General features: G+C 69.3%; 20 protein-coding genes and 1 tRNA gene. 15 read left to right on the forward strand and 6 right to left on the reverse strand.

The genetic code is table 11. The features are described 5' to 3' along the window. The first annotated feature begins 30 nt into the window (after nt 1-30). Both LR948_RS00660 and LR948_RS00665 read left to right on the forward strand, forming a co-directional pair. Entirely contained in the window at nt 31-609 is a 579-nt protein-coding gene (locus LR948_RS00660; RefSeq protein WP_232751985.1) for a hypothetical protein, read from the forward strand. Further along, nucleotides 606-3176 carry an HWE histidine kinase domain-containing protein gene (locus tag LR948_RS00665; protein WP_232751986.1) on the forward strand — a complete coding sequence of 857 codons (2571 nt, stop codon included), beginning with the start codon at nt 606-608 and terminating at the stop codon, nt 3174-3176. Before LR948_RS00660 ends, LR948_RS00665 begins: the two co-directional genes overlap by 4 nt. A 102-nt stretch (nt 3177-3278) precedes the next feature. Here the strand turns inward: LR948_RS00665 and LR948_RS00670 are convergent. Next, nucleotides 3279-3354 (reverse strand) — tRNA-Thr (locus LR948_RS00670). 406 nt (nt 3355-3760) lie between these two features. On the opposite strand from LR948_RS00670, the gene LR948_RS00675 reads away from it, so the two are divergent. The 5 genes from LR948_RS00675 to LR948_RS00695 all read left to right on the forward strand — a co-directional run bounded on the left by LR948_RS00675 (nt 3761) and on the right by LR948_RS00695 (nt 10878). Beyond that, nucleotides 3761-4990, forward strand: coding sequence for a GAF domain-containing sensor histidine kinase (locus tag LR948_RS00675; protein WP_232751987.1), 1230 nt, complete (start codon nt 3761-3763; stop codon nt 4988-4990). A gap of 499 nt (nt 4991-5489) precedes the next feature. After that, nucleotides 5490-7127, forward strand: coding sequence for a peptide ABC transporter substrate-binding protein (locus LR948_RS00680; RefSeq protein ID WP_232751988.1), 1638 nt, complete (start codon nt 5490-5492; stop codon nt 7125-7127). Nucleotides 7128-7196: 69 nt separating this feature from the next. Further along, nucleotides 7197-8120, forward strand: a complete 924-nt coding sequence (oppB, locus tag LR948_RS00685) for an oligopeptide ABC transporter permease OppB (RefSeq protein ID WP_232751989.1) — start codon at nt 7197-7199, stop codon at nt 8118-8120. A gap of 12 nt (nt 8121-8132) precedes the next feature. Then, nucleotides 8133-9062, forward strand: coding sequence for an ABC transporter permease subunit (locus LR948_RS00690; protein ID WP_232751990.1), 930 nt, complete (start codon nt 8133-8135; stop codon nt 9060-9062). A 1-nt stretch (nt 9063) separates the two neighbouring features. Then, the gene (locus LR948_RS00695) at nt 9064-10878 is read left to right on the forward strand and encodes a dipeptide ABC transporter ATP-binding protein (protein ID WP_232751991.1); all 1815 of its coding nucleotides are present in this window, start codon (nt 9064-9066) and stop codon (nt 10876-10878) included. Nucleotides 10879-11511: 633 nt separating this feature from the next. On the opposite strand, the gene LR948_RS00700 is transcribed toward LR948_RS00695, so the two are convergent. Then, nucleotides 11512-12858 (reverse strand): FliI/YscN family ATPase, encoded by a 1347-nt coding sequence (locus LR948_RS00700; RefSeq protein WP_255702728.1) that lies wholly within the window; start codon nt 12856-12858, stop codon nt 11512-11514. Nucleotides 12859-12929: 71 nt separating this feature from the next. On the opposite strand from LR948_RS00700, the gene LR948_RS00705 reads away from it, so the two are divergent. From LR948_RS00705 to LR948_RS00740, 8 genes are read left to right on the forward strand one after another with little or no spacing between them, the layout of a single operon-like run. Beyond that, nucleotides 12930-13346 (forward strand): flagellar basal body protein, encoded by a 417-nt coding sequence (locus LR948_RS00705; RefSeq protein WP_232751993.1) that lies wholly within the window; start codon nt 12930-12932, stop codon nt 13344-13346. 15 nt (nt 13347-13361) lie between these two features. Next, complete coding sequence (flgC, locus tag LR948_RS00710) at nt 13362-13772, forward strand: flagellar basal body rod protein FlgC (protein WP_232751994.1); 411 nt, start codon at nt 13362-13364, stop codon at nt 13770-13772. A gap of 8 nt (nt 13773-13780) precedes the next feature. Continuing rightward, on the forward strand, nt 13781-14101 hold the full coding sequence (locus LR948_RS00715) for a flagellar hook-basal body complex protein FliE (protein ID WP_232751995.1): 321 nt from the start codon (nt 13781-13783) through the stop codon (nt 14099-14101). 12 nt (nt 14102-14113) lie between these two features. Beyond that, nucleotides 14114-14383: a flagellar biosynthetic protein FliQ gene (locus LR948_RS00720; RefSeq protein WP_232751996.1), complete on the forward strand. Its 270-nt coding sequence runs from the start codon at nt 14114-14116 to the stop codon at nt 14381-14383. Then, nucleotides 14380-15183 carry a transglycosylase SLT domain-containing protein gene (locus tag LR948_RS00725; protein ID WP_232751997.1) on the forward strand — a complete coding sequence of 268 codons (804 nt, stop codon included), beginning with the start codon at nt 14380-14382 and terminating at the stop codon, nt 15181-15183. Before LR948_RS00720 ends, LR948_RS00725 begins: the two co-directional genes overlap by 4 nt. 3 nt (nt 15184-15186) lie before the next feature. Beyond that, the gene (gene flhA / locus LR948_RS00730) at nt 15187-17283 is read left to right on the forward strand and encodes a flagellar biosynthesis protein FlhA (RefSeq protein ID WP_232751998.1); all 2097 of its coding nucleotides are present in this window, start codon (nt 15187-15189) and stop codon (nt 17281-17283) included. Nucleotides 17284-17288: 5 nt separating this feature from the next. Then, complete coding sequence (locus LR948_RS00735) at nt 17289-18044, forward strand: flagellar biosynthetic protein FliR (RefSeq protein ID WP_232751999.1); 756 nt, start codon at nt 17289-17291, stop codon at nt 18042-18044. 10 nt (nt 18045-18054) lie between these two features. Next, nucleotides 18055-19179: a flagellar biosynthesis protein FlhB gene (locus LR948_RS00740; protein ID WP_232752000.1), complete on the forward strand. Its 1125-nt coding sequence runs from the start codon at nt 18055-18057 to the stop codon at nt 19177-19179. Nucleotides 19180-19600: 421 nt separating this feature from the next. On the opposite strand, the gene LR948_RS00745 is transcribed toward LR948_RS00740, so the two are convergent. Genes LR948_RS00745 through fliL form a run of 4 tightly spaced genes read right to left on the reverse strand, consistent with a single transcriptional unit; the run spans nt 19601 to nt 22111 of the window. Then, nucleotides 19601-20251, reverse strand: coding sequence for a MotE family protein (locus LR948_RS00745; protein ID WP_232752001.1), 651 nt, complete (start codon nt 20249-20251; stop codon nt 19601-19603). After that, nucleotides 20248-20640, reverse strand: coding sequence for a flagellar motor switch protein (locus LR948_RS00750; RefSeq protein WP_232752002.1), 393 nt, complete (start codon nt 20638-20640; stop codon nt 20248-20250). Before LR948_RS00750 ends, LR948_RS00745 begins: the two co-directional genes overlap by 4 nt. After that, entirely contained in the window at nt 20637-21557 is a 921-nt protein-coding gene (locus LR948_RS00755) for a FliM/FliN family flagellar motor switch protein (RefSeq protein WP_232752003.1), read from the reverse strand. Before LR948_RS00755 ends, LR948_RS00750 begins: the two co-directional genes overlap by 4 nt. After that, the gene (gene fliL / locus LR948_RS00760; protein ID WP_232752004.1) at nt 21554-22111 is read right to left on the reverse strand and encodes a flagellar basal body-associated protein FliL; all 558 of its coding nucleotides are present in this window, start codon (nt 22109-22111) and stop codon (nt 21554-21556) included. Before fliL ends, LR948_RS00755 begins: the two co-directional genes overlap by 4 nt. Nucleotides 22112-22135: the final 24 nt, after the last annotated feature.

Genomic DNA, 22135 nt, shown 5'->3' on the forward strand with positions numbered 1-22135 from the left:
GATGACCCTGTCCGGAACATCGAGGCCCGTATGCCGCAGGACAATGTGGCCCCGCCCCAGGGGTGCCGCAGGATCAGCCCCAGCCGCGCCTTGCGCAGCGCCACCGGCACGGCGCATGACGCCGTCGAAGCGGGCTTCGCCCCTTTCATGGCGCGCCCGGCCCGGCATCTGACCGCCTTTCTCCGCGCCCAGGAGGCCGCCTTTCTCGCGCTCGACGCCGCGCGGGCGGGCCCGCCCCTGCCCGAGGAGGCGGTCGTGCTGGCGCCCATGCTCGCGGGGCTCCGCGCCGATCTGGCCGACCACCCGCCGCTGGCCCTGCCCGTCCCCGCGCCGATCTCGCCCATGGCCACCGCCTATCTGACGCTGGGCTCGCGGCTCGGAACCGAGGTCATCAAGCGCCATCTCGCGGCGCATGGCCTGCCCTGCCCGCAGGCCTTCCGCGCCGCGCCCCCCGCCGAGGGCTGGCGCGCCTTCCGCGACCGGCTTGCGCATTGGGACGCCGCCTCGCCCGCCTTCGCGACCCTGGCCGAGGACGCGCGCCGCGGCTTCGCCCTTTTTTCCGCCGCCGCGCAACGCGCCGGCCTGACCCCGCTGCAGGAGGCCGGATGAGCCCAGACCCCGCCAACAGCGCCCGCGCCACGGCGCCCGAAATCGACCTCAGCACCTGCGACCGCGAGGAGATCCACCTTCTCGGCCGCGTGCAGTCCTACGGCGCGCTGATCGCCGTCTCCTCGGACTGGATCGTGCAGCACGCCTCGGAGAACCTGGCCCGTGTCCTGGGCCCCGAGGCCGAGGCGGCCCTGGGCCGGCCCTTCGCCGAGGTCATCTCGGAGGCCGCGCAGCGCCAGATCCGCGACAAGCTGCGCCAGCAGGGCGGCGGCCAGGGCACGCTGCGGCTCTTCGGCATGGCGCTCGGGGCAGCGCGCTTCGACCTCTCGGTGCACCAGAGCGGGCGGCACCTGGTGCTGGAGTTCGAACCCGCGGGCGCGCGGTCGGAAAGCGATGCCCTCTCCGAGACCTATCCGCTGCTCGACCGGGTGCGCCAGGCGCAGGATTTCGAGACCATGTGCGCCGAGGGCGCGCGGGCGATCCAGGCGCTCTGTGGCTTCGATTCGGTCATGGTCTACCGCTTCGAGCCCGACCGCTCGGGCCGGGTGGTGGCCGAAAGCCAGCGCGGCAACGGCCCGAGCTATCTGGGACTGCGCTTCCCGGCCTCGGACATCCCGAGCCAGGCGCGGGCGCTTTACACCAAGTCGCTGCTGCGCCTCATCGCCGATGTCTCGGACCCCGGCGCGGCGATCGTGCCGCCCCGCGCCCCCGAGGGCGCGCCGCTCGACCTGTCGCTGGCGGTGACCCGCGCGGTCTCGCCGGTGCACATCCAGTATCTGAAGAACATGGGCGTGAAGGCCTCCATGTCGGTCTCGATCCTGAAGGACGGCGAATTGTGGGGGCTCTTTGCCTGCCACAACCGCAGCCCGCGCTTCGTGCCCTTCGAGACCCGCACCGCGATCGAGCTTTTCGCCCATCTCTTCGCCTACGAGCTGGTGCGCCTCGAGGAGGCCGAGCGCCGCCGCGCCCGGGACGAGGTGCAGGCGCTGCAATCGAAGCTGCTTCTGCGGATGACCGAGGGGCATGGCCTGGCCGAGAGCCTGCGCGCGCTCTCGGAGGAGCTGGCCGCCGCGATCCCGCATGACGGCGCGGTCTTGGTGACCGAGGGCAAGGCGACGTTCTGGGGCAGCACCCCGCCCGAAGAGGCGGTGGGCGAGATCACCCGCTACCTCAACACCGCCGCCGCCTCGCGGGTCTACGCGAGCGACCGGCTGGGCGACGACCTGCCCGCCGCCGCGGATTACGCCAGGGATTGCGCCGGCGTCCTCGCGATCCCGATCTCGCGCAGCCCGCGCGACTACCTGATGCTCTGCCGGCGCGAGCTGAAAAGCACAGTGCATTGGGCCGGCAACCCGGAAAAACCCGCCGAGCCCGGCCCCACCGGCCTGCAGATCAACCCGCGCCGCAGCTTCGAGGTCTGGAAAGAGACGGTCGAAGGCCAATCCGCCCCCTGGAGCGCAGAGGACCACCAGAACGCCGAGGACCTGCGCACGCTGCTTCTAGAGATCTTCCTGAAGATCAGCGACCAGCAGGCCGCCGACCGCGCCCGCGCGCAGGAGCGCCAGGAACTGCTGATCTCCGAGCTGAACCACCGGGTGCGCAACATCCTCAACTTGATGCGCGGGCTGATCACCCAATCGGGCAAGGACAACCTGAGCGTCGCGGATTTCTCCAAGAACCTCGACGCCCGCATCCACGCGCTGGCCCGCGCGCACGACCAGCTCACCCGCGAGGACTGGGCCCCGGCGGCGCTCTCGGAGCTGCTGCACCACGAGTTCGCGGCCTACCTGGGCGACAGCTCGGTGCAGGTGCGCATCAGCGGGCCGGACGTGCTTCTGGCCTCGGAGGCCTATACCGGCCTCGCGCTGGTGGTGCACGAGATGGTCACCAACTCGGTCAAATACGGCGCGCTGTCGGACACCGCGGGCCATATCGCGCTGGAGCTGTCGCGCCCCGAGGACGGCGGGCTCGAGATCCGCTGGCGCGAGGTCGACGGGCCGAAGGTCACCCGGCCCGAGCGGCGCGGCTTCGGCTCGGCGATCATCGAGCGCAGCCTGCCCTATGAGCTCGGCGGCGAGGCCGAGATCGCCTACCCGGAGACCGGGGTGGAGGCGCGCTTCCGCATCCCCGCCTCCTATCTCGCCGAGCCCGAACGGGTAGTGCCGCTCGACAGCCGCCGCGACAGCGCCCCGCCGCGCGCCGCGGCCCTTTCCGGCGCGGCGCTGGTGGTCGAGGATTCGATGATCGTCGCCATGGACGCGGGCGACATCCTGGCCGAGTTCGGCGCCACCCAGGTCGAGACCGCCGGCACCGTGAAGGATGCCCTGGCCATCATCGCCGGGACCGAGCTGCAGGTCGCGCTTCTGGACGTGAACCTCGGCGCCGAGCAGTCGCTGCCCGTGGCCGAGAAGCTGGCCGAGATGGGCGTGCCCTTCGTGCTAACCACCGGCTACGGCGACAGCGCCGCGCTCGAGGACAGCTACCCGCCCTGCGAGGTGGTGCAGAAGCCCTTCTCCAACGAGACCATCGCCGCGGCGCTGGTGGACCTGGGGCTGGTGGCGGAGTGAAGGGGCCTCTCGGGCCTGCCTGTGCGGCCCGAGAAGGACATCGCTCCGCGCGGTAGGCATGGTCAAACCGCCTTGGCGGGCGTTTTGCTCTGAGGGGAGGAGTGGTGCCGGCAGAGGGACTCGAACCCCCGACCCACTGATTACAAATCAGTTGCTCTACCAGCTGAGCTATACCGGCGTGATCCGGGGGGACGCAAAGCGCGCCCGGATCGTGGCCGTCTCGTAGCGCAGGGGCGCGGCGGGGCGCAAGTGGTCAAAACCGGGGCGCGCGCCGGGGCCGTCACACGGCCCGGCCCAAACAAGGTGCGCCGGACGCACCAAATACAGCCTCAGATTGCATTTCCCGCATGGATTGCGGCCCCCGCGCCGCAATCCCGGCCCGTCGCGCGGCCTTGCTGCGGCGCGGCTTGACTTGGCGGCGACCGCCGACCTTTCATATTCGCCATGCTGAATGGCCCCGGCTTTGCCGGCGGTGCGAGAGGGCCGGAAGACGCCCCCGCCCGCCTTGGTCGGCCAGCGGCCCAAGCGCGGATGAGGCCCGCGCGATCCTCGGCTGAGAACGAGTAACATCGAGCGGTGAGACCATGCGAACCTATCCGATCCCCTTCAACGAAGAGGCGCGCCTCTGCGCGATGCACAAGATCCCCGGGCTTTCGCCCGAGAACGAGGCCCTCTTCGACCATCTCTGCGACGCCACGCGCAAGCTTTTCGACTGTCCGATCGCCCATATCAGCGTGATCGAGGACGAGACCCAATGGTACAAATCCGTGGTCGGCATGGAGCTGCCGACCATGCCCAAGGACCAGTCCTTCTGCACCCATGCGATCATGTCCGACGAGGTCATGGTGATCCCCGACCTCAGCGCCGATCCGAAGTTCGAACGCCACCCGATGGTGGCCGAGGGCGGCCCGGGCGCGCGGTTCTACGCGGGCGTGCCGCTGGTGCTGTCCTCGGGCTACCGGATCGGCAGCCTCTGCGCGCTGGACCTCAAGCCGCACGAGATGCCCAGCGACAACCAGATCGAGCTTCTGAAGGCGCTGGGTAAGGCCGCCGAGGCGGCGCTCGAGAAGACCCCGGCGGTGCAGGCGGTGAGCGACATCGACCGCGGGCAATCGGCCTTTGTCACGCTGGTCAGCCACGAGCTGAAGACGCCGCTCACGGTGCTTCTGGGCGGGCTGCGGCTGATCGAGATGCGCGCCGAGGACCCCGCCAGCCAGAAGCTCGCGCGGTCGGCGCATCGCTCAGCCGCGCATCTGTCGCAGCTCGTCGAGTCGATCATGCGCTACAGCAATGCCGCGACCGGCGAGATCCACCTCAACGAGACCGAGACCGACCTCTCCGAGGTCCTGCGCGAGGCGGTGGAGATCCACCTGCCCGGCGCCCAGGATGCAGGCAAGGGCGCCGAGCTGGGAACGCTGGAGGTGACGGGCCCGGTCCTGGCCGATGCCGAACACCTGAAGCTCGCGCTGACCGCCCTGGCGTTGAACGCGCTTTTTCACGGCGGGCAGAACATGCGGCTCTCCACCCGCCACGACGCTCAGGGCAACATCGAGATCCGGGTCAGCGACGACGGCGCGCTCGACGAGAAGCTCGACCTGGCGGAGCTCTACAAACCCTTCGTGGTGGGCGACGAGATGTCGGCGCGGGGCACCCGCGGCGGGCTCGGGCTGGGGCTGCCGCTGACCCGCAAGCTGATCGAGCTGCACGGTGGCGAGTTCCTGGTCGAGGCCGAGCCCGCGCAGACCACCGCGGTGATCCGCCTGCCCCATTGGCGCGCGCTGGCGGGGGCCAAGGTGGTCGATACCGCGGGCTGAGCACCCACCCGCTGAGGTAGATCACGACGCGCGCTGCGGGCCCTCGCCCCGGCGCGTTTTTCGTGGCAGGGCGCGGATGCGGCCCCTGGCCCGGAGCGTCGAGCCGCCGCGTCATTATGGCAACAGCCTGCGGGATTTGCGCATATTGGCGGGCCTTTGAGCCCAAACCCCGCAAGTTTTGCCCGCGCCTGAGTCGCCAAGAGATTCGCGCCGCACCCCCCGATCGCGCCCGAAGACCCCCGCCTTCCCCGCGCCGGATCCCCGGCGCAAGGGGGTGATCGGCGGAAATCCCGCGTCCGTCCCGAAGTTTTGATCAAACAACGGCAAATACTTGCCGGGATCTGCGGTTTCGACGTGGGGTCAGAGGCTTCGCACGCATTGCGGGCACGGCTCGTGAAGTTATGCTCCGGAAATTCCCGGTGCGGCTGCGCCCGGCGCGGCGCATCGGTCAGCACGACCCCGCGGGTTTCCCGCGGGTACCAAATACAGGGAGACAACCTTGACCCGCTTTACGCGACTGACCCTGACGGCGCTCCTGTCGAGCACCGTCCTTACCGCGGCAAGCCTTTCGGCAGCGACCGCGGCAACGCATCCCGAAACCGGCGAGGAACTTGCCGAGGACCAGACCTTCACCTACCGCCTGCTCGACGACGTCAGCTCGCTCGATCCGCAGATCGTCGAGGACGTGAACGGCTCCGACGTGGTGCGCGACCTCTTCGAGGGCCTGATGAACCAGGATGCCGAGGGCAACCTGATCCCGGGCGTCGCCACCGGCTACGAGCTGAGCGAGGACAAGCGCACCTATACCTTCACGCTGCGCGACGAGGCGACCTGGTCGAACGGCGAGTCGGTCACCGCCGGTGACTTCGTCTACGCCTGGCGCCGCGCGGTCGATCCCGAGACCGCCTCGCCCTACCAGTGGTTCATGGAGCTGATGTCCATCGAGGGCGCCTCCGAGATCATCGCGGGCGATGCCGCGCCGGACACCCTGGGCGTGCGCGCGGTGGACGAGAAGACCTTCGAGGTCACGCTCTCGACCCCGCTGCCCTACTTCCCGCAGATGACCACGCATTCGACCACCTTCCCGAGCCCGCAGGCGGTGATCGAAGAGCATGGCAGCAGCTGGACCCAGCCCGGCAACATCGTCTCGAACGGCGCCTATGTGCTGACCGAATACAGCCCCGGCGAGCGCATCGTCCGCGAGCGCAACACCGAGTATTGGGACAACGAGAACACCATTCTCGACAAGACCGTCGCGCTGGTGATCAACGACGAGAACGTCGCGCTGACCCGCTACATGGCCGGTGAGCTCGACCGGACCGAAGTGCCCGCCGGCCAGTTCCCGCGGCTGAAGGAAGAGAACCCCGAGGAGGCGATCAGCTTCCCGCGGCTCTGCAACTATTACTACACCTTCAACCTCAGCGACAGCGGTCCCGAGGCCTTCAAGGACCCCAACGTCCGCAAGGCGCTGGCCCTGGCCGTCGACCGCGACGTGATCGTGGAGAACATCAAGGCGGGCGGCGAACCCCCGGCCTATACCTTCACCCCCGAGGCGGTCGCGGGCTTCACCCCGCCGCAGACCGAGATGGCCGAGATGTCGCAGGAAGACCGCGACGCCATGGCCAAGGAGCTGATGGCGGAAGCGGGCTACGGCCCCGACAACCCGCTGAGCTTCGACATGATCTACAACACCGACCAGGCGCACGAGAAGATCGCCGTGGTGCTGAGCCAGATGTGGAAGCAGAAGCTCGGTGTGCAGACCAACCTGTCGAACATGGAGTGGAAGGTCTTCCTCGACACCCGCGGCAACCAGGACTTCGAACTGGCGCGCGGCGCATGGTGCGGGGACTACAACGAGGCCTCGACCTTCCTCGACCTGCTGCAGACCAGCTCGGGCTACAACGACGGCAAATACGCCAACGAGGAGTATGACGCGCTTCTCAAGGAGGCGAAGACCGCCGAGGACACCACCCCGCTTTACACCGAGGCGGAGCAGATCATCGCCCGCGACATGCCGGTGATCCCGATCTACCACTACGCGGGCGTCTACATGCTCGACAGCGATGTCGGCGGCTGGCCCGTCGATAACGTGGAACAGAACTGGTATTCGCGCGACCTCTACAAGACCGCGGAATAACCAGACGCAACCCAGCGCCGCTCCTGCCCAGACCCGGGCGGGAGCGGCTTTAATTTCAGGTCACCCATCATGGCTCTCTACGTCCTTCGCCGCCTCCTGGTCGCGATCCCGACAATCATGTTGCTGGTCGTCGCCTCCTTCCTGATGATGCATGTCGCCCCCGGCGGCCCCTTCACCTCCGAGCGGCCGCTGCCGCCCGAGGTCCTGGCCAATATCGAGGCGCAATACGGGCTCGATCAGCCGCTCTGGAAGCAGCTCTGGGACTATTTCTACAACATCGTGGTGCATTTCGACTTCGGGCCCTCCTTCGTGCAGAAGGACCGCTCGGTGAACGAGATCATCGCCAACGGTTTCCCGATCTCGCTGACCTATGGCGCGCTGTCCTTCCTGGCGGCGACCCTGGTGGGCGTGAGCCTCGGCATCACTGCCGCGATCCGGCACAACACCTGGATCGACTACGTGGCCGTGTCGCTGGGCATCGCCGCGCAGGCGCTGCCGAACTTCATCATGGGCCCGATCCTGATCCTGACCTTCACGCTCTGGCTGGGGCTCTTGCCCGGCGGCGGCTGGAACGGCGGTCAGTGGGAATACCTGATCATGCCGGTGATCGCCCTCTCCACCTCCTACATGGGGTCGATCGCGCGGATCACGCGCTCCTCCATGCTCGAGGTGATGAACTCCAACTTCATCCGCACCGCCCGCGCCAAGGGGCTGCCCGACCGGGCGATCATCTGGCGCCACGCGATGAAGCCGACGCTCCTGCCGGTGATCTCCTACCTCGGGCCGGTCTTCGTCTACGTGCTAACCGGCTCGGTCTTCGTCGACCTCTACTTCTCGACCGGGGGCCTGGGGCAGTCCTACGTCAGCTCGGCGCTGACCCGCGACTACGCGGTGCTTCTGGGGATCACCATCCTCTACGGCGCGCTGACCGTGATCGTGAACCTTCTCACCGACCTCGCCTATGCGTGGTTCGACCCGAAAATCCGTTACTGAGGGGGCCAGACGATGTTCGCACGCTCCGAAAAGACGGCCGAGCTCGCCGCCGACATCACCGATTTCACGGCCGTGCGCGGGCGCTCGCTGTTCCGCGACGCCATGGGCCGCTTCGTCCGCAACAAGGCGGCCATGGCCTCGGTCTTCGTGCTGGGCCTGATCGTGCTCTTCGTGGTCTTCGGGCCGCTGATCGCGGTCTGGGACAACGAAGAGATCGACTGGGCCAACATGGGGGACATCCTGCGCAATGGCGCGCCCTCGATCGCATCCGGGCATTTCTTCGGCCTCGACGAGCTGGGCCGCGACCTCTACTCGCGCACCATCCAGGCGACGCGCACCTCGCTTCTCGTGGGGCTGATCGGGGCCGCCATGGCGCTGCTCGTGGGCACCGCCTGGGGGGTCATCGCGGGCTTCTACGGCGGCCGGCTCGACACCGCGATGATGCGGGTGGTCGACATCCTGCTGGCGATCCCGCTGACGCTGATCCTGATCCTCATCCTGGTGGTCGCGGGGCGGAACTTCGTGACGCTCTTCATCGCGCTCGGCGCGGTCTCCTGGCTGACCATGGCGCGCATCGTGCGCGGCCAGACGCTGACCCTGAAGACCCGCGAGTTCATCGAGGCGGCCCGCGCCGGCGGCGTCAGCGAGGGGCAGATCATCTTCCGCCACATCCTGCCGAACCTGATCGGCGTGGTGATCGTCTATGCCTCGCTCCTGGTGCCGGAGATGATCCTGGCGGAGAGCTTCATCTCCTTCCTGGGCCTCGGCATCTCCGAGCCCATGACCTCGCTCGGGCGGCTGATCGCCGAGGGCGCCGGGACCATGGCCCATGGCACGATCTGGCAGCTCGCCTTCCCGCTTTTCTTCTACGTCACCATCATCATCACGATGTTCTTCATCGGCGATGGCCTGCGTGACGCGCTCGACCCGAAGGACCGCTGAGATGACCATCCTCTCCGTGAACGACCTCAAAGTCGATTTCGACACGCCCGATGGCACCGTCAATGCGGTCAAGGGCGTCTCCTTCGACATCCGCGCCGGCGAATGCCTGGGCATCGTGGGCGAATCCGGCTCGGGCAAGAGCCAGAGCTTCATGGCCGCCATGGGCCTGATGCCGCCGAACGGCCGCGCCACCGGCGGGGTCGAGCTGCAGGGCGAGCAGATCCTGAACCTGCCGGTCTCCAAGCTGAACCGCATCCGCGGCGCCGATGTGGGCATGATCTTCCAGGACCCGCTGACCGCGCTGACGCCGCATCTGAAGATCGGCGAGCAGATGGCCGAGGTCCTGAAGGTCCACAAGGGGCTCTCGGGGCGCGAGGCCCGCGCTCAGTGCCTCGACTGGCTCGACCGGGTGCGCATCCCCGAGGCGCGGCGGCGGCTGAAGCAATATCCGCACGAGCTTTCGGGCGGCATGCGCCAGCGGGTGATGATCGCCCAGGCGATGCTCTGCGAGCCGAAGCTGCTGATCGCCGACGAGCCGACGACCGCGCTCGACGTGACGGTGCAGGCCGAGGTGCTCGACCTGATGGACCGGCTGAAGGACGAGCTGGGCACCGCCATCGCGCTCATCACCCATGACATGGGTGTGGTGGCGCGCATGTGCGACCGGATCAAGGTCATGCGGCTCGGCGAGTTCGTCGAGGAAGGCGAGGCCAAGGCGATCTTCGACGCGCCGTCGCATGCCTATACCCAGCGCCTGCTCGAGGCGATGCCGCGCATCGACAAGGGCGAGGCCAACCGCACCGAGACCGGCGAGGAAATCCTCACCGTCGACGACATGAAGGTGCATTTCCCGATCCGCGTCGAGGGCGGGCTGTTCGGCCGCACGGTGCCCCTGAAGGCGGTGAACGGGGTGAGCTTCGGCCTTCGCGCCGGCGAGACCCTGGGCATCGTGGGCGAGTCGGGCTGCGGCAAGTCCACCCTCGCCCGCGCTGTGCTGCGCCTGGTCGAGCCCACCGACGGGACCGTGAGCTGGTTCGGCAAGCCCTTGAACCAACTCGACAAGAAGGCGCTGAAGAACGAGCGCAAGGATCTGCAGATCGTCTTCCAGGACCCGCTGGCGAGCCTCGATCCGCGGATGACAATCGCCGATTCCATCGCCGAGCCGCTGAAGACCTTCCGGCCGGAGCTGTCCAAGAGCGAGCGCCAGGCCGAGGTGGTCGCGATGATGGAGCGCGTCGGTCTCGAGCGCGAGAAATACAACCGCTACCCGCACGAGCTGTCGGGCGGTCAGAACCAGCGGGTCGGCATCGCCCGGGCGATGATCAACCGGCCCAAGCTGATCATCTGCGACGAGGCGGTTTCGGCGCTGGACGTCTCGATCCAGGCGCAGATCGTGACGCTCCTGAAGGAGCTGCAGGCCGAGTTCGGCATGTCGATGCTCTTCATCAGCCACGACCTGTCGGTGGTGCGCGAGATCTCCAACCGGATCATGGTGCTCTACCTCGGCCGGGTGGTCGAGATGGGCGACGCGGACACGATCTGCACCGCGCCGGTGCATCCCTATACCCGGTCGCTGATCTCGGCGGTGCCGATCCCCGACCCGGTGGCCGAGCGCGAACGCGCGCGGATCCGGCTGCCGGGCGAGCTGCCCTCGCCGCTCGATCCCCGCGCGGCGCTGCGCTTCCTGCCCTCGAAACTCGCCGCCGGCGAGGAGGACTACGTGCCCCGGCTGACCGAGGTCGCGCCGGGCCATATGGTCGCCGAGCACGACGCGCTCGAGGACATCATGGCGCGGGAGAAGAAGGCCGCCGCCTGAGGCGGTGGCGGGGCTGGGCTTGGACTGCGGTTCAGACGGAGCCCCATTTGGATAAGCCGGAGTCGGCGCCTTCAGCGCCGGCTCCGGTGAAGCGCCCCGGCCAGCCCCCTCCCCACCCTCACAACAGAGGGCGCGCGCCGGGCTGGCGGCCGGCGCTACCGACCTCCGAGCTATGCGCTTGATCCCGGCAAGGTCAGGGCTAAAGGCAAGCTATACGCGCCACTCCAAGGAGCGCCGCCCAAGGGGCCGGTCCGACGCGCGCCCGGCACCTTCGGTGCTGTTCGGGCGCAAGGAGGTGCGTGGGATGTCAGGTCAGGAAGTTCGGCAGCCGCGGGGGTGGTGAGGGTCTTTGGCGCACCTGTCGTGACAGCACCTCTCCTGCCGTGCTGAGTGCCCCTCGAACCCCGCACAACAGAGGGCGCGCGCCGGACCGGGGGCCGGCGCTACCGACCTCCGAGCTATGCGCTTAATCCACGCAAGGTCAGGGCTAAAGGCAAGCTGAGCGCACCATTCACAGGAGCGCCGGCCCATAGGGCCGGTCCGGCGCGCGCCCGGCACCTTCGGTGCTGTTCGGGCCCAAGTGGGGGCCAGAATTTTCCTGTCAGGCGGGTCAGAGGGTCCGCCACCACCCCCCTACCCCGCCGGCGCCTCCAACGGCCATCCCGCCTCATCCAGGATCTTCGCCAACCCCGCGAAAGCCTCCGCCGCGGGCACCTTCCCGCCCTTGTCTTGGTTCAGGAACCCCTCCGCCGCCCGGGCCACCTTGATCGCGCGGTCGAGCTCGGCGTCGGTGCCGGTGCTATAGGCGCCAAGCCGGATCAGGTCCTCCATGTCGGAATAGCGTGAGATCGCGCGCTTCGCGGCGTTCAGCACGATGTTCTCCTGCGGGCTGTGACAGCCGGGCAGCATCCGCGAGAGGCTCTTCTCCACGTCCACCGCCGGGAACCGGCCCTGCTCGGAGATCCGCCGCGACAGCACGATATGCCCGTCGAGCGTGCCGCGCACCGCGTCGACGATCGGGTCGTTCAGATCGTCGCCATCGACCAGAACGGTGTAAAGCGCGGTGATCGCGCCCTGCCCCGGCCCGCCGGGGCCCGCGCGCTCCATCAGGCGGGGCAGCTCGGAGAAGACCGTCGGCGGATAGCCCCGCGCCGCCGGGGGCTCGCCGAGGCTGAGCCCGATCTCGCGGTGGGCATGGGCGAAGCGGGTCACGCTGTCGACCATCAGAAGCACGTTGCGGCCCGCGTCGCGGAAGGCCTCGGCGACGCTGGTCGCGGTCAGCGCCGCCTGACGGCGCATCAGCGGCGCCTGGTCGCCGGTGGCCACGACGAGGACCGAGCGCGCCATGCCCTCGGGCCCGAGGGCCGTCTCGATGAAGTCGCGCACCTCGCGGCCGCGTTCGCCCACGAGGGCCACGACGATCACATCGGCCTCGGCCTGTTTGGCGAGCATGGCCAGAAGGGTCGACTTGCCGACGCCCGAGCCCGCGAAGATGCCCATGCGCTGGCCCGCCGAGAGCGGCGCGAAGACGTCCAGCGCCTTGACCCCGGTCTCGATGCGCGCGCCGACCTCGCCCCGGGCGAAGGCCTCGGGCGCAGAGGCGTTGCGCGCGCGCTGGGGCGCATCGGTGGGCAGCGGCCCGCGTCCGTCGAGCGGCCGGCCAAGCGCATCGACCACCCGGCCGATCCAGCCCGGCCCGGGCCGGAAGGAGGCGCTGGCGGGCAGCAGTTCGACCTCGTCGCCGGGGCCCACGCCCTCCCAGCTGCCATAGGGCAGAAGATGCGCGCCGCGCTGGTCGGCACCGACGACCTCGCCGGCCACCTCGCCATGGGCGCCGCGCACCGCGCAGATCGCGCCCACTCCCAGCGCCCGGTCAAGCCCGGCCACCGTCAGCCGCAGCCCGATGACCTCGCGGACCCGCCCCACGCGGCGCGCGGCGGGCATCTCCCGGACCTGACAGGCAAGATTAGAAAGCAGCATCTCACAAGAATAGATACAGTAGACGCAAGGTTAAGTCCATGTTAAAACTTGGCCAAGATGTGGGGACAGTCATGAGTTCAGATTCGCTTTCGTTCTTCGATCTCGCCTCCCAGCGGATGAACTGGCTGGCGGCGCGCCAGCATGTGATCTCGGAAAACATCGCCAATGCGGACACGCCCGATTACCGGGCGCGCGACCTGCGACCCTTCGAGGAGCTGCTGGAGGGCGGCTCCCTCGGCGGCTCGGTCTCGGGCGCGGTGGCCACCACCCAGGCGGGGCACCTGTCCAGCTCCTTCGGCTCCGGCCCCGAGGGCTTCGCCTCCGAGGTCGACGAGGTGGCCTGGGAACAGAGCATCGACGGCAACTCCGTGGTGCTCGAACAGCAGGTCATCCGCGCCACCGACACCGAGGACAGCTACCGCCTGGCGGCCGACCTCTACCGCAAGGCGCACGAGCTGATCTCGCTCGCCGCGACCGGCGGACGGTAAGGGGAGGACCGGCACATGGACCCGCTCAAATCCATCACCGCCATCGCCGCCAGCGGCATGCGCGCCCAGGGCACCCGGATCAAGGTGGTCGCCGAGAACGTCGCCAACGCCGACACCCGCGGCACCACCCCCGGCGCCGATCCCTACCGCCGCAAGACCGTCTCCTTCTCCGAGATGGTCGACCGGCCGAGCGGCAGCTCCATGGTCGAGGTCTCCAACGTCGGCCGCGCCGAGGGCGACTTCAACATGGTGCACGACCCCTCGCATCCGGCCGCCGACGGCGACGGTTTCGTCAAGGTGCCCAACGTCAACACCTTCATCGAGATGGCCGACCTGCGCGAGGCCTCGCGCAGCTACGAGGCCAACATGAACATGTTCGAGGCCGGGCGGCGGATGCGCAACCGCGTGCTCGACCTGCTGAAGTGAGCTGAGCCATGACCGACAGCATCTATTCCGCCAATGCCGCCCTCGGGGCCTACCGGTCGACCCAGACCATGCCCGCCGAGGCCGATGGCGGCGAGGCGGTCGCCGGCCACTCGGGGGATTTCGCGAGCCTGCTTTCCGAGGCCTCGACCTCGGCGATCGACCAGGTGCGCGAGGTCGAACAGGTCATGGCGGAGGGCCTCCTGGGCGAGCGCACCACCCAGGAGGTCGTGCAGGCCACGCTGGAGCTCGAACAGACGGTGAAGCTGACCGTCTCGATCCGCGACAAGCTGGTGGAAGCCTACCAGGACATCATGCGGATGCCGATCTGACCGGGGGGCAGGATGACCGAGGCCGAGGTCTATGAATTCACGTCCGGGATGTTCATGGCGGTGCTCATCGCCTCGACCCCGGTCCTGATCATCGCGCTGGTCACCGGCCTCGTGATCGCCTTCGTGCAGGCGCTGACACAGATCCAGGAAATGACCCTGACCTTCGTGCCGAAGATCCTGGTGATCTTCGTGGCGCTGCTGGCGACGACGCCCTTCATCTACGCCACGCTCGAACGGCTTTCGACGCGGGGCTTCGACGCCATCGCGAGCGGCGGGCTGTGAGGGCCTCCGCCCCCTTCCTCGCGGCCTGCCTCCTGGCGCTTGCCCCCGCCCCACCCTTGCCCGCGGCGGGCTGGGGCGATTTCTACCGCTCGACCCGCCCTGCCCCGGCGCCCGCCGCCCCGCGCCGCGGCGCGAGCGGCCCGGCGGAAAGCCTGTGCGTCGCCGAGATCCTCGCCGCGCAGGATCGCTACGGCATCCCCGACAACATCCTTCTGGGGCTGGGCCTGCAGGAGGCCGGCACCACCCGCAACGGCGCGCTGACGGTCTGGCCCTATGCGGTCAACTCCGAAGGCCAGGGCCGGATCTTCCAGACCAAGGAGGCGGCCCTGCGCTTCGTCACCGCCGAGCGCGCGCGCGGCGCCCGGTCGATCGACGTGGGCTGCATGCAGGTCAACCTGCGCTGGCACCCCGAGGCCTTCCCCTCGGTCGAGGCGGGCTTCGACCCGGCGCGCAACGTCGATTACGCGGCGCGCTTCCTGGTGCGGCTCTACCAGGAGACCGGCCACTGGCACCGGGCGCTCGGCAATTACCATTCACGCACGCCCGACAAGCACGACAGCTACACCCGCGCGGCACTGCGCAACATCGGCGTGGCCAACGAGCGCATCGCCGCCTTCCGGGCGCTGGCCCGGGGCCATGTGCCGGGCCGCACCCCGCCGCCCGAGGCCCGCCCCGCCCCCGAGGTGCCCCGCGGCGCGGCGCTCTGGTCGACCGGCGGCGAGGCCGGCGAGGCGCGCCACACGCCTTATGGCGTCTACCGGCTGGCGCCGATCCTGCCGACGCTGACGCGGGGGGATTGAGCCATGGCCGACACCACCAGCCAGAGCCGCGCCGCAAGCGCCCTCGAACGCGGGCTCGCCAACCGCGACGTGGCCTTCGCCATCGGCATCACGCTGGTCCTGGCGGTGCTTTTCGTGCCGCTGCCGCCGATGCTGCTCGACTTCGGGCTGGCGGTCTCGCTCTCGCTTTCGGTCCTGATCCTGATGGTCGCGCTCTGGATCCGCAAGCCGCTGGAATTCAACGCCTTCCCGACGCTTCTGCTGGTCGTGACCATGCTGCGGCTGTCGCTGAACGTGGCCTCGACCCGGCTGATCCTGTCCGAGGGGCACACCGGCGCGGGCGCCGCCGGCGGGGTGATCGAGGGCTTCTCGCGCTTCATCGTCGCGGGCTCCTACGCCATCGGGATCGTGATCTTCACCATCCTCGTGGTGATCAACTTCATCGTCATCACCAAGGGCTCGACCCGGATCGCCGAGGTCTCGGCGCGCTTCTCGCTCGACGCCATGCCGGGCAAGCAGATGGCCATCGACGCCGACCTCGGCGCCGGTCTGATCGACGAGAAGGAAGCGCAAGAACGCCGCCGCAAGCTCGAGGACGAAAGCAGCTTCTTCGGCGCCATGGACGGTGCCTCCAAGTTCGTGCGCGGCGACGCGGTGGCGGGCATCATCATCACGCTGATCAACGTGATCGGCGGCATCCTGATCGGCATCCTGCAGCACGGCATGTCGATCGGGGCGGCGGCCAATGCCTATACCACGCTGACCATCGGCGACGGGCTGGTGACCCAGATCCCGGCGCTGATCGTCTCCATGGCCGCGGGCCTGATCGTGACCAAGGGCGGCACCGTCGGCGCGGCCAACGAGGTGGTCCTGTCGCAGCTCGGCCGCTTCCCCAAGGCGCTGATGATGGCCGCCGCGCTGCTTCTCCTGATGGGCCTCCTGCCCGGCTTCCCGATCCCGATCTTCGCGCTTCTGGCCGCCGGCATGGCGACCCTCGGCGTGGTCATGCAGCGTAACGCCCAGGCCGCCGAGCGCCGCGCCGCCGAGGAGGCCCGCCGCGCCAAGGTGGCCCAGCCCGAGACCGAGGAGGACAGCCTCAAGGAGACCATGAAGCTCGACGCGCTCTGCCTCGAGCTCGGCCAGGCGCTGGTGCCGCTTTCCGACACCGGCGAGGCGGCGCTGCCCGGCAAGATCAAGAGCCTGCGCGCCTTCTTCGCCCGCGACTACGGCTTCGTCCTGCCGACGGTGCGGATCCGCGACGACGCGAGCCTGCCGCTCAACGACTACCGGATCCTGGTGCATGGCGTCTCGGCGGTGCGCGGCGAGGTGCGCCCCACGGGCCGCATGGTGCTGACCCCGGAGGGCCCGCCGACCCATATCCTGGGCACCCCCGCCAAGGACCCCGCCTTCGGGCTCGACGCGCTCTGGGTCGACATGGAGAACGCCCGCCGCGCCGAGGAGATGGGCCTGACCGTGGTCGACCCCGAAAGCGTGCTGACCACCCATCTGACCGAGGTCGTGAAGGAGCATATGCCCGACCTCCTGACCTTCGCCGACACCAAGGAGGCGGTGGAGCGGCTCGACCGCGACTACCAGAAGCTGATCACCGACCTCTCGGTGCCGAGCCCGGTGATCATGCTGCAGCGGGTGTTGCAGAGCCTCCTTTCCGAGCGGGTCTCGATCCGCAACCTGCCGCTGATCGCCGAGGCCATGGCCGAGGCCTGCCGCTCGAGCCAGAACGAGCGCAAGATCGTCGAGCACGTGCGCCAGCGGCTCTCCAAGCAGATCTGCGCCGGGCTGACCGACGCCGAGGGCTACGTGCCGGTCATCGCGCTTGGCCCGAGCTGGGAGCGCGAGCTGATCGAGGCGCTCTCGACCCGCGGCGACGAGACCAGCTTCACCATGTCGCCGAAGCGCGTGCAGGACTTCGTGCTCGACGCCCGCCGCGAGATCCAGACCCACGCCCAGTCGAACAAATGGCCGGCGATCCTGGTCGCCGCCGAAGTGCGCGGCTACGTCCGCTCGATGCTCGACCGGGTCAGCCCGGGCACGCCGATCCTGTCGCATGCCGAGATCCACCGGAAGGTCTCGCTGCGCACGGTCGGGCAGATCGGGGGCTAGGCCCCATGGAGCTCTCCACCTTCCTCACCTCGCAGATCCTCGGCAGTTTCGCGGTCTTCGCGCGGATCGGCGGGATCTTCCTCTTCATGCCGGGCTTCGGCGAAAGCGCGATCCCGGTGCGCCACCGGCTGGCGCTGGCGCTGGTCCTCTCGATCGCTCTGGCCCCCGCCCTGCCGGTGGGCCCGCTCGACATCGCCGCCCCCGGGGCGCTCCTGCCGGTCTTGGCGCTGGAGCTGACGCTGGGCCTCTGGTTCGGGCTGACCGGCCGCATCGTGATGAGCGCGCTCGATTTCGCGGGCTACCAGATCGGCATGATCTCGGGGCTCGCCAACGCGCTTTCGCCCAATGTCGGCGCCTTCGAGGGCGCGACGCTCCTGGCCTCGGCCCTGATGCTGGCGGGCACGGCACTGATCTTCGCCATCGACCTGCATCACGTCATCATCGGCGCCATGGTGATGTCCTACGAGGTCTTCCCCCTCGGCCGGCTGATGCCCGGCGACATGGCCGAACAGATGATCGGCGCGGCCAAGGCCAGCTTCTACGTGGGCCTCTCGGTCGTGGCCCCCTTCTACGTGCTCTCGGTGGTGCTGCAGGTGGGCCTGGGGCTCGCCAACCGGCTGATGCCGACGCTGCCGGTGTTCTTCGTGGGCATGCCGGTGCTCCTGGGCGCGGGCCTCCTGGTCACCGCGGTCGCGGTGCCCTCGCTGCTCTCGGGCGTGGTCGGCGCGCTGGCCGACTGGCTCGGCATGCTCAGGTTCTGAAGGGGCGGGGATGGCCGAGAACACCGAGGACCGCGACAGCCGCACCGAGGAGCCGACAGAGCGAAAACTCGCCAAGGCCCGCGAGAAAGGCGATGTGCCGAGCTCCAAGGAGCCCGGCAACATGATGGTGGCGCTCTCGCTCTTCGTGCTGGCGGTGCTGATCCTGCCGCTGACCGGCCCGCAGCTGACCGCGACGCTGACCAAGATCCTCTCGCTCGCGGGCACGGTGGAGGTCGGCGGCAGCGCCGCGGGTCTGCGCGACGTCGGCGCGCTCACCAGCCGGCTCTTCTGGGCGGCGGCGGTGACGCTGGTGCCGGTCTTCGGCACGATGATGGCGCTGGCGGTCTTCGCGGTGCTGATCCAGGGCGAGGTGGTGGTCTCGGCCGAGCGCATCCGCCCGAAGCTCTCGAAGATCTCGCCCGCCGAGGGGCTGAAGCGGCTCTTCTCCAAGGACACGCTCGTCGAGTTCGGCAAGAACCTCGCCAAGATCGGCGCGGTGGCGATGATCGGCCTCTTCGTGACCCAGGGCGCGGTAACGCGGATCTGGCAGGGCACCGGCTTCTCCCCCGAGGCGCTGCCGCCGCTCCTGTTGCGCGAGACCGCGAAGGTCTTTCTCTGGACCTCGGCGCTCCTGGTGCCGCTGGCGATCCTCGACATCATCTGGAAGCGCTTCCAGTGGCGCGAGAAGCAGCGCATGACCATCAAGGAACTGCGCGACGAGATGAAGGAAAGCGAGGGCGACCCGATGATCAGGCGCCGCCGCGAAGAGCTGCGCCGCAAGCGGCTACGCCAGCAGATCGCCACCACCGTGCCCGAGGCGACGGTGGTGCTGACCAACCCCACGCATTTCGCCGTGGCGCTGCGCTACGAACAGGGCCGCGACGCCGCCCCGGTCTGCGTGGCCAAGGGCGCCGACCTGATGGCCGCGCAGATCCGCAAGCTCGCGCATGAACACGGGGTGCCGGTCCTCGAGAACAAGCCCCTGACCCGCGCGCTCTACGAGGTGGTCGAGGTCGACGCCCAGATCCCCGGCGACCACTGGCGCGCCGTGGCCGAGATCATCCGCTACGTATTGGAGCTGAAGAAGAACGCCCGCCGCGCCCCGCCGCCCGGCACCACCCCGCGCGAGGATTGAGGGGCGCTGGGGGCTGCGGGCGCTGGCGCGCCGGGCTCCCGTTGCCGGGTACAACGCGGCGCGCCTCCTACCCTGGCAATCGAGTGCCCCGGGGCCGCGTGCTGAAAGACAGTTGCCCCGCACCGCCGCCAAACAGTCTGCCAGCCGGGCGACGCGCCAACTCCGCTCCCCCCAGCCAAGCCCAAACCACTCGCGGAAGAGCGCGCGCCACCTCAGCCCCAATCACGCCCGCACAGCCCCCCAACACCCCAACCCACAAGCAAAACCGCCCAACCAAGCGCCTCTTCCTTGCGCATGACCGGGCTGAAAATACCTCCGGGGGTGAATGCGGGCCGCAAGGCCCGCAGAGGGGGCAGAGCCCCCTGCCCGGGTCCGGGGCGCCGCAGGCGGCCCGGACCCCAACAAAAAACCTACAAAAAGATCACTTCAGCCGGATCCCGGTCAGATCCTGATCCCCCGGCAGCTGCGCGCGTTCGAGCAGGATCTTCGAGATCGCCCGCGCCCGGACCGGGCTCAGCCCGGCCATGACCGGGGCCGCGTCGCGTTCTCGCATGGCGCCCAGGACCATGACGGTCACCTCCAGGTCCATGTCGTCCATGATCCGCGCCGCGTCGTCGGGTTTCATCGCGGAATAAAGCGAGACCAGCCGGTCGACGTCCTCGGTGTGGCGCGCCTCGGCGCGTTCGAGCAGGCCCGAGAGCTCGCTGCGCAGGGTCTCGAGCCGCGCGCTGCGCAGCTCCATGTCCTCGACCGCGAGCGCGACCTCGGAGGCGCGGGCCTCGAGCCGGTCCTTCTCGGCGCGCAGCAGCGCCCGCTCCTCCTTGATGGTGTCGAGCAGCACCTCGGGCATCTCGCAGCCCTCCGCGAGGATGCGGTCGGCGGCGCTGCCGACCTCCATCTCCGCGGGCGCGGCGTCAGGGGCGGTCTCGGCGGCCTCGGCGGCGCTCACGAAGCCGCGCGGGCGCTCTTCGGAGGCGGGCGGCGGGGCGGCGGGAAAGGCCAAGACGCCGAGGCGCAGGACCGCCGCGGTGCCGAGCACCGCGAGCAGCCATTGGGTGCGGCTGAGGGTCATGCCTCGCGGCTCCTTGCGGTCTCGAAGAAGGAGCGCACCAGCGCGGACTTGCCGTCGATCTGGGCGACGCCATTGGCCCCGGCGGGGGCGGGCTCGGGCTCCGAGCGGCGCGAGCGGAAGGTGAAGGGCGAGGAACTCGCCGGCTTCTCCACCCGGGGCTCGGCGCGGTCACGCTCGCGCCCGAGGCTCGGATGCGGCCCGGCGGCGGAGCGCAGCTTGACCACCGTGTCCTCGGAGCGGTCGACGGCGATGGAATAGTCGTCGATGGCGGGTCTGAGCTCGGCCAGCACCCGGGTCAGCCGCCGCACGCGGCGGTCGAGCACCACGCCGAAGCCGATGGCGACGACCAGGAGCACGCCGATGGCGATATCGATGAATTGACCGATCATGGGATGAACCCCTCCTCTTCGAAAGTCGTGCGGCTGATGCGCACCGCGGCCGCGCCCGAGCGCCGCCGCCCCATCGAGCCATGGGCGACCACCTGGCCGCTGGTGGCCAGCGCCACCTCGTCCTCGGGCCCGACGCCGAGGTCGATCACCGTGCCCGGCTTCCAGCCGAGCGCCTCGATCAGCGGCACGCGCAGCTGCCGCAGGATCGCGTGCAGTTCCACACTGGTGCCGGAGACCGCGGTCTCCATGCCGTGTTCCCAGGCCACGTCGTGGCCGATGGATTCCCCCATGAAAAGCTCCGAGAGCTTGGCCCGGGTCTCGTCCAGCGCGATATGCGGGATCACCAGCACCAGGCCGCCGCCGCGGCCCTCGAGGTCGATGGTGCAGGCAAAACGCGTGGCGGGACTGGTGGAGGCCGCGACCATGGCCGACTGCGGGCTGGTCTCGAAATGGCTGAGCTTGAACTTCACCGCCTCGACCGGGGCGAAGGCCTGTTCGAACTCGCGCAGCACGGTGTCGGTGATCTGCTGGGCGAGCCGCTTCTCGATCGAGGTGAAGCTGCGCGGCGTCCAGTCCGAAGGCGCCGCCGTCCGCCCGCCGAGCAGGATTTCCAGGAGCGAGAACAGGAGCTTCGGCTCCAGCGCCAGGACAAAGCGGCTGTCCCAGGGATGGGCGTCGCAGATCGCGGTCAGCCAGCTCGGGTCGATGCCGTTCAGCGCCGGCCCCATGTTGAGGTAGCGCACATCCTCGAAGGTCGGCTCGGCCTGCACGCCCGAGAAGCTGCGCAGGGCCCCCGAGAGTCCCTGCAGGAGCCGCTCGAAGATCTTCTCGAGCATCGGCAGGCGCTCGACGTTCTCGACCGAGGCGCGGATGATCTCTTCCTCGAGGTATTCGCGGGTCTGGGTGGCGTCGGTCATTGGATCACCAGGTCGGAAAGCAGCACTTCGCGGGGCGCCTCGCTGTCGGTGACCTCGCGGGCGCGGCGCAGGATCTCGGTCTTCAGGAGCGCCAGCCCGGCGCTGCCTTGCAGGTCGTCCTCGGTCAGGTGGCGCAGGAAGTCCTGCACGCTGTCGCGCAGGTAGGGCTCACGGTCGGCGACCCGCTCGGCGCCTTCGGCCTCGGGGTCGACGGCCAGCGCGACGTTGAGCTTCAGGAAGCGCGAGGTGCGCCGCCCGGTGGCGGTGATCGCGGTGATGTTCACGATCATCTCGTCGAGCGGCATGACCTCGACCAGCGCCTGTTTGGCCTTGCGCGCGGCGATGTCCTCGGGCGAGCCGGGCTCGGGCGGGGTGGCCTCTTCCTCGGCGGCCTCGCCGCCGGTCAGCAGCGCCATGACCCGGTCGGGCCCCAGAGCCAGCACCGCGCCGCCCGCCCCGGCCAGCGCAAAGAGCAGCACGCCCAGCACCGCAAAGAGCGCGAGACGCTTCTTCCGCTTGGGTGGCTGATCTGAGGAGCTGTCGCTCTCCGCCATGGGTCGCCTCAATCTATTCTTGGC

It is taken from the genome of Roseivivax sp. GX 12232, from assembly GCF_021272185.1.
Lineage (GTDB): Bacteria > Pseudomonadota > Alphaproteobacteria > Rhodobacterales > Rhodobacteraceae > Roseivivax.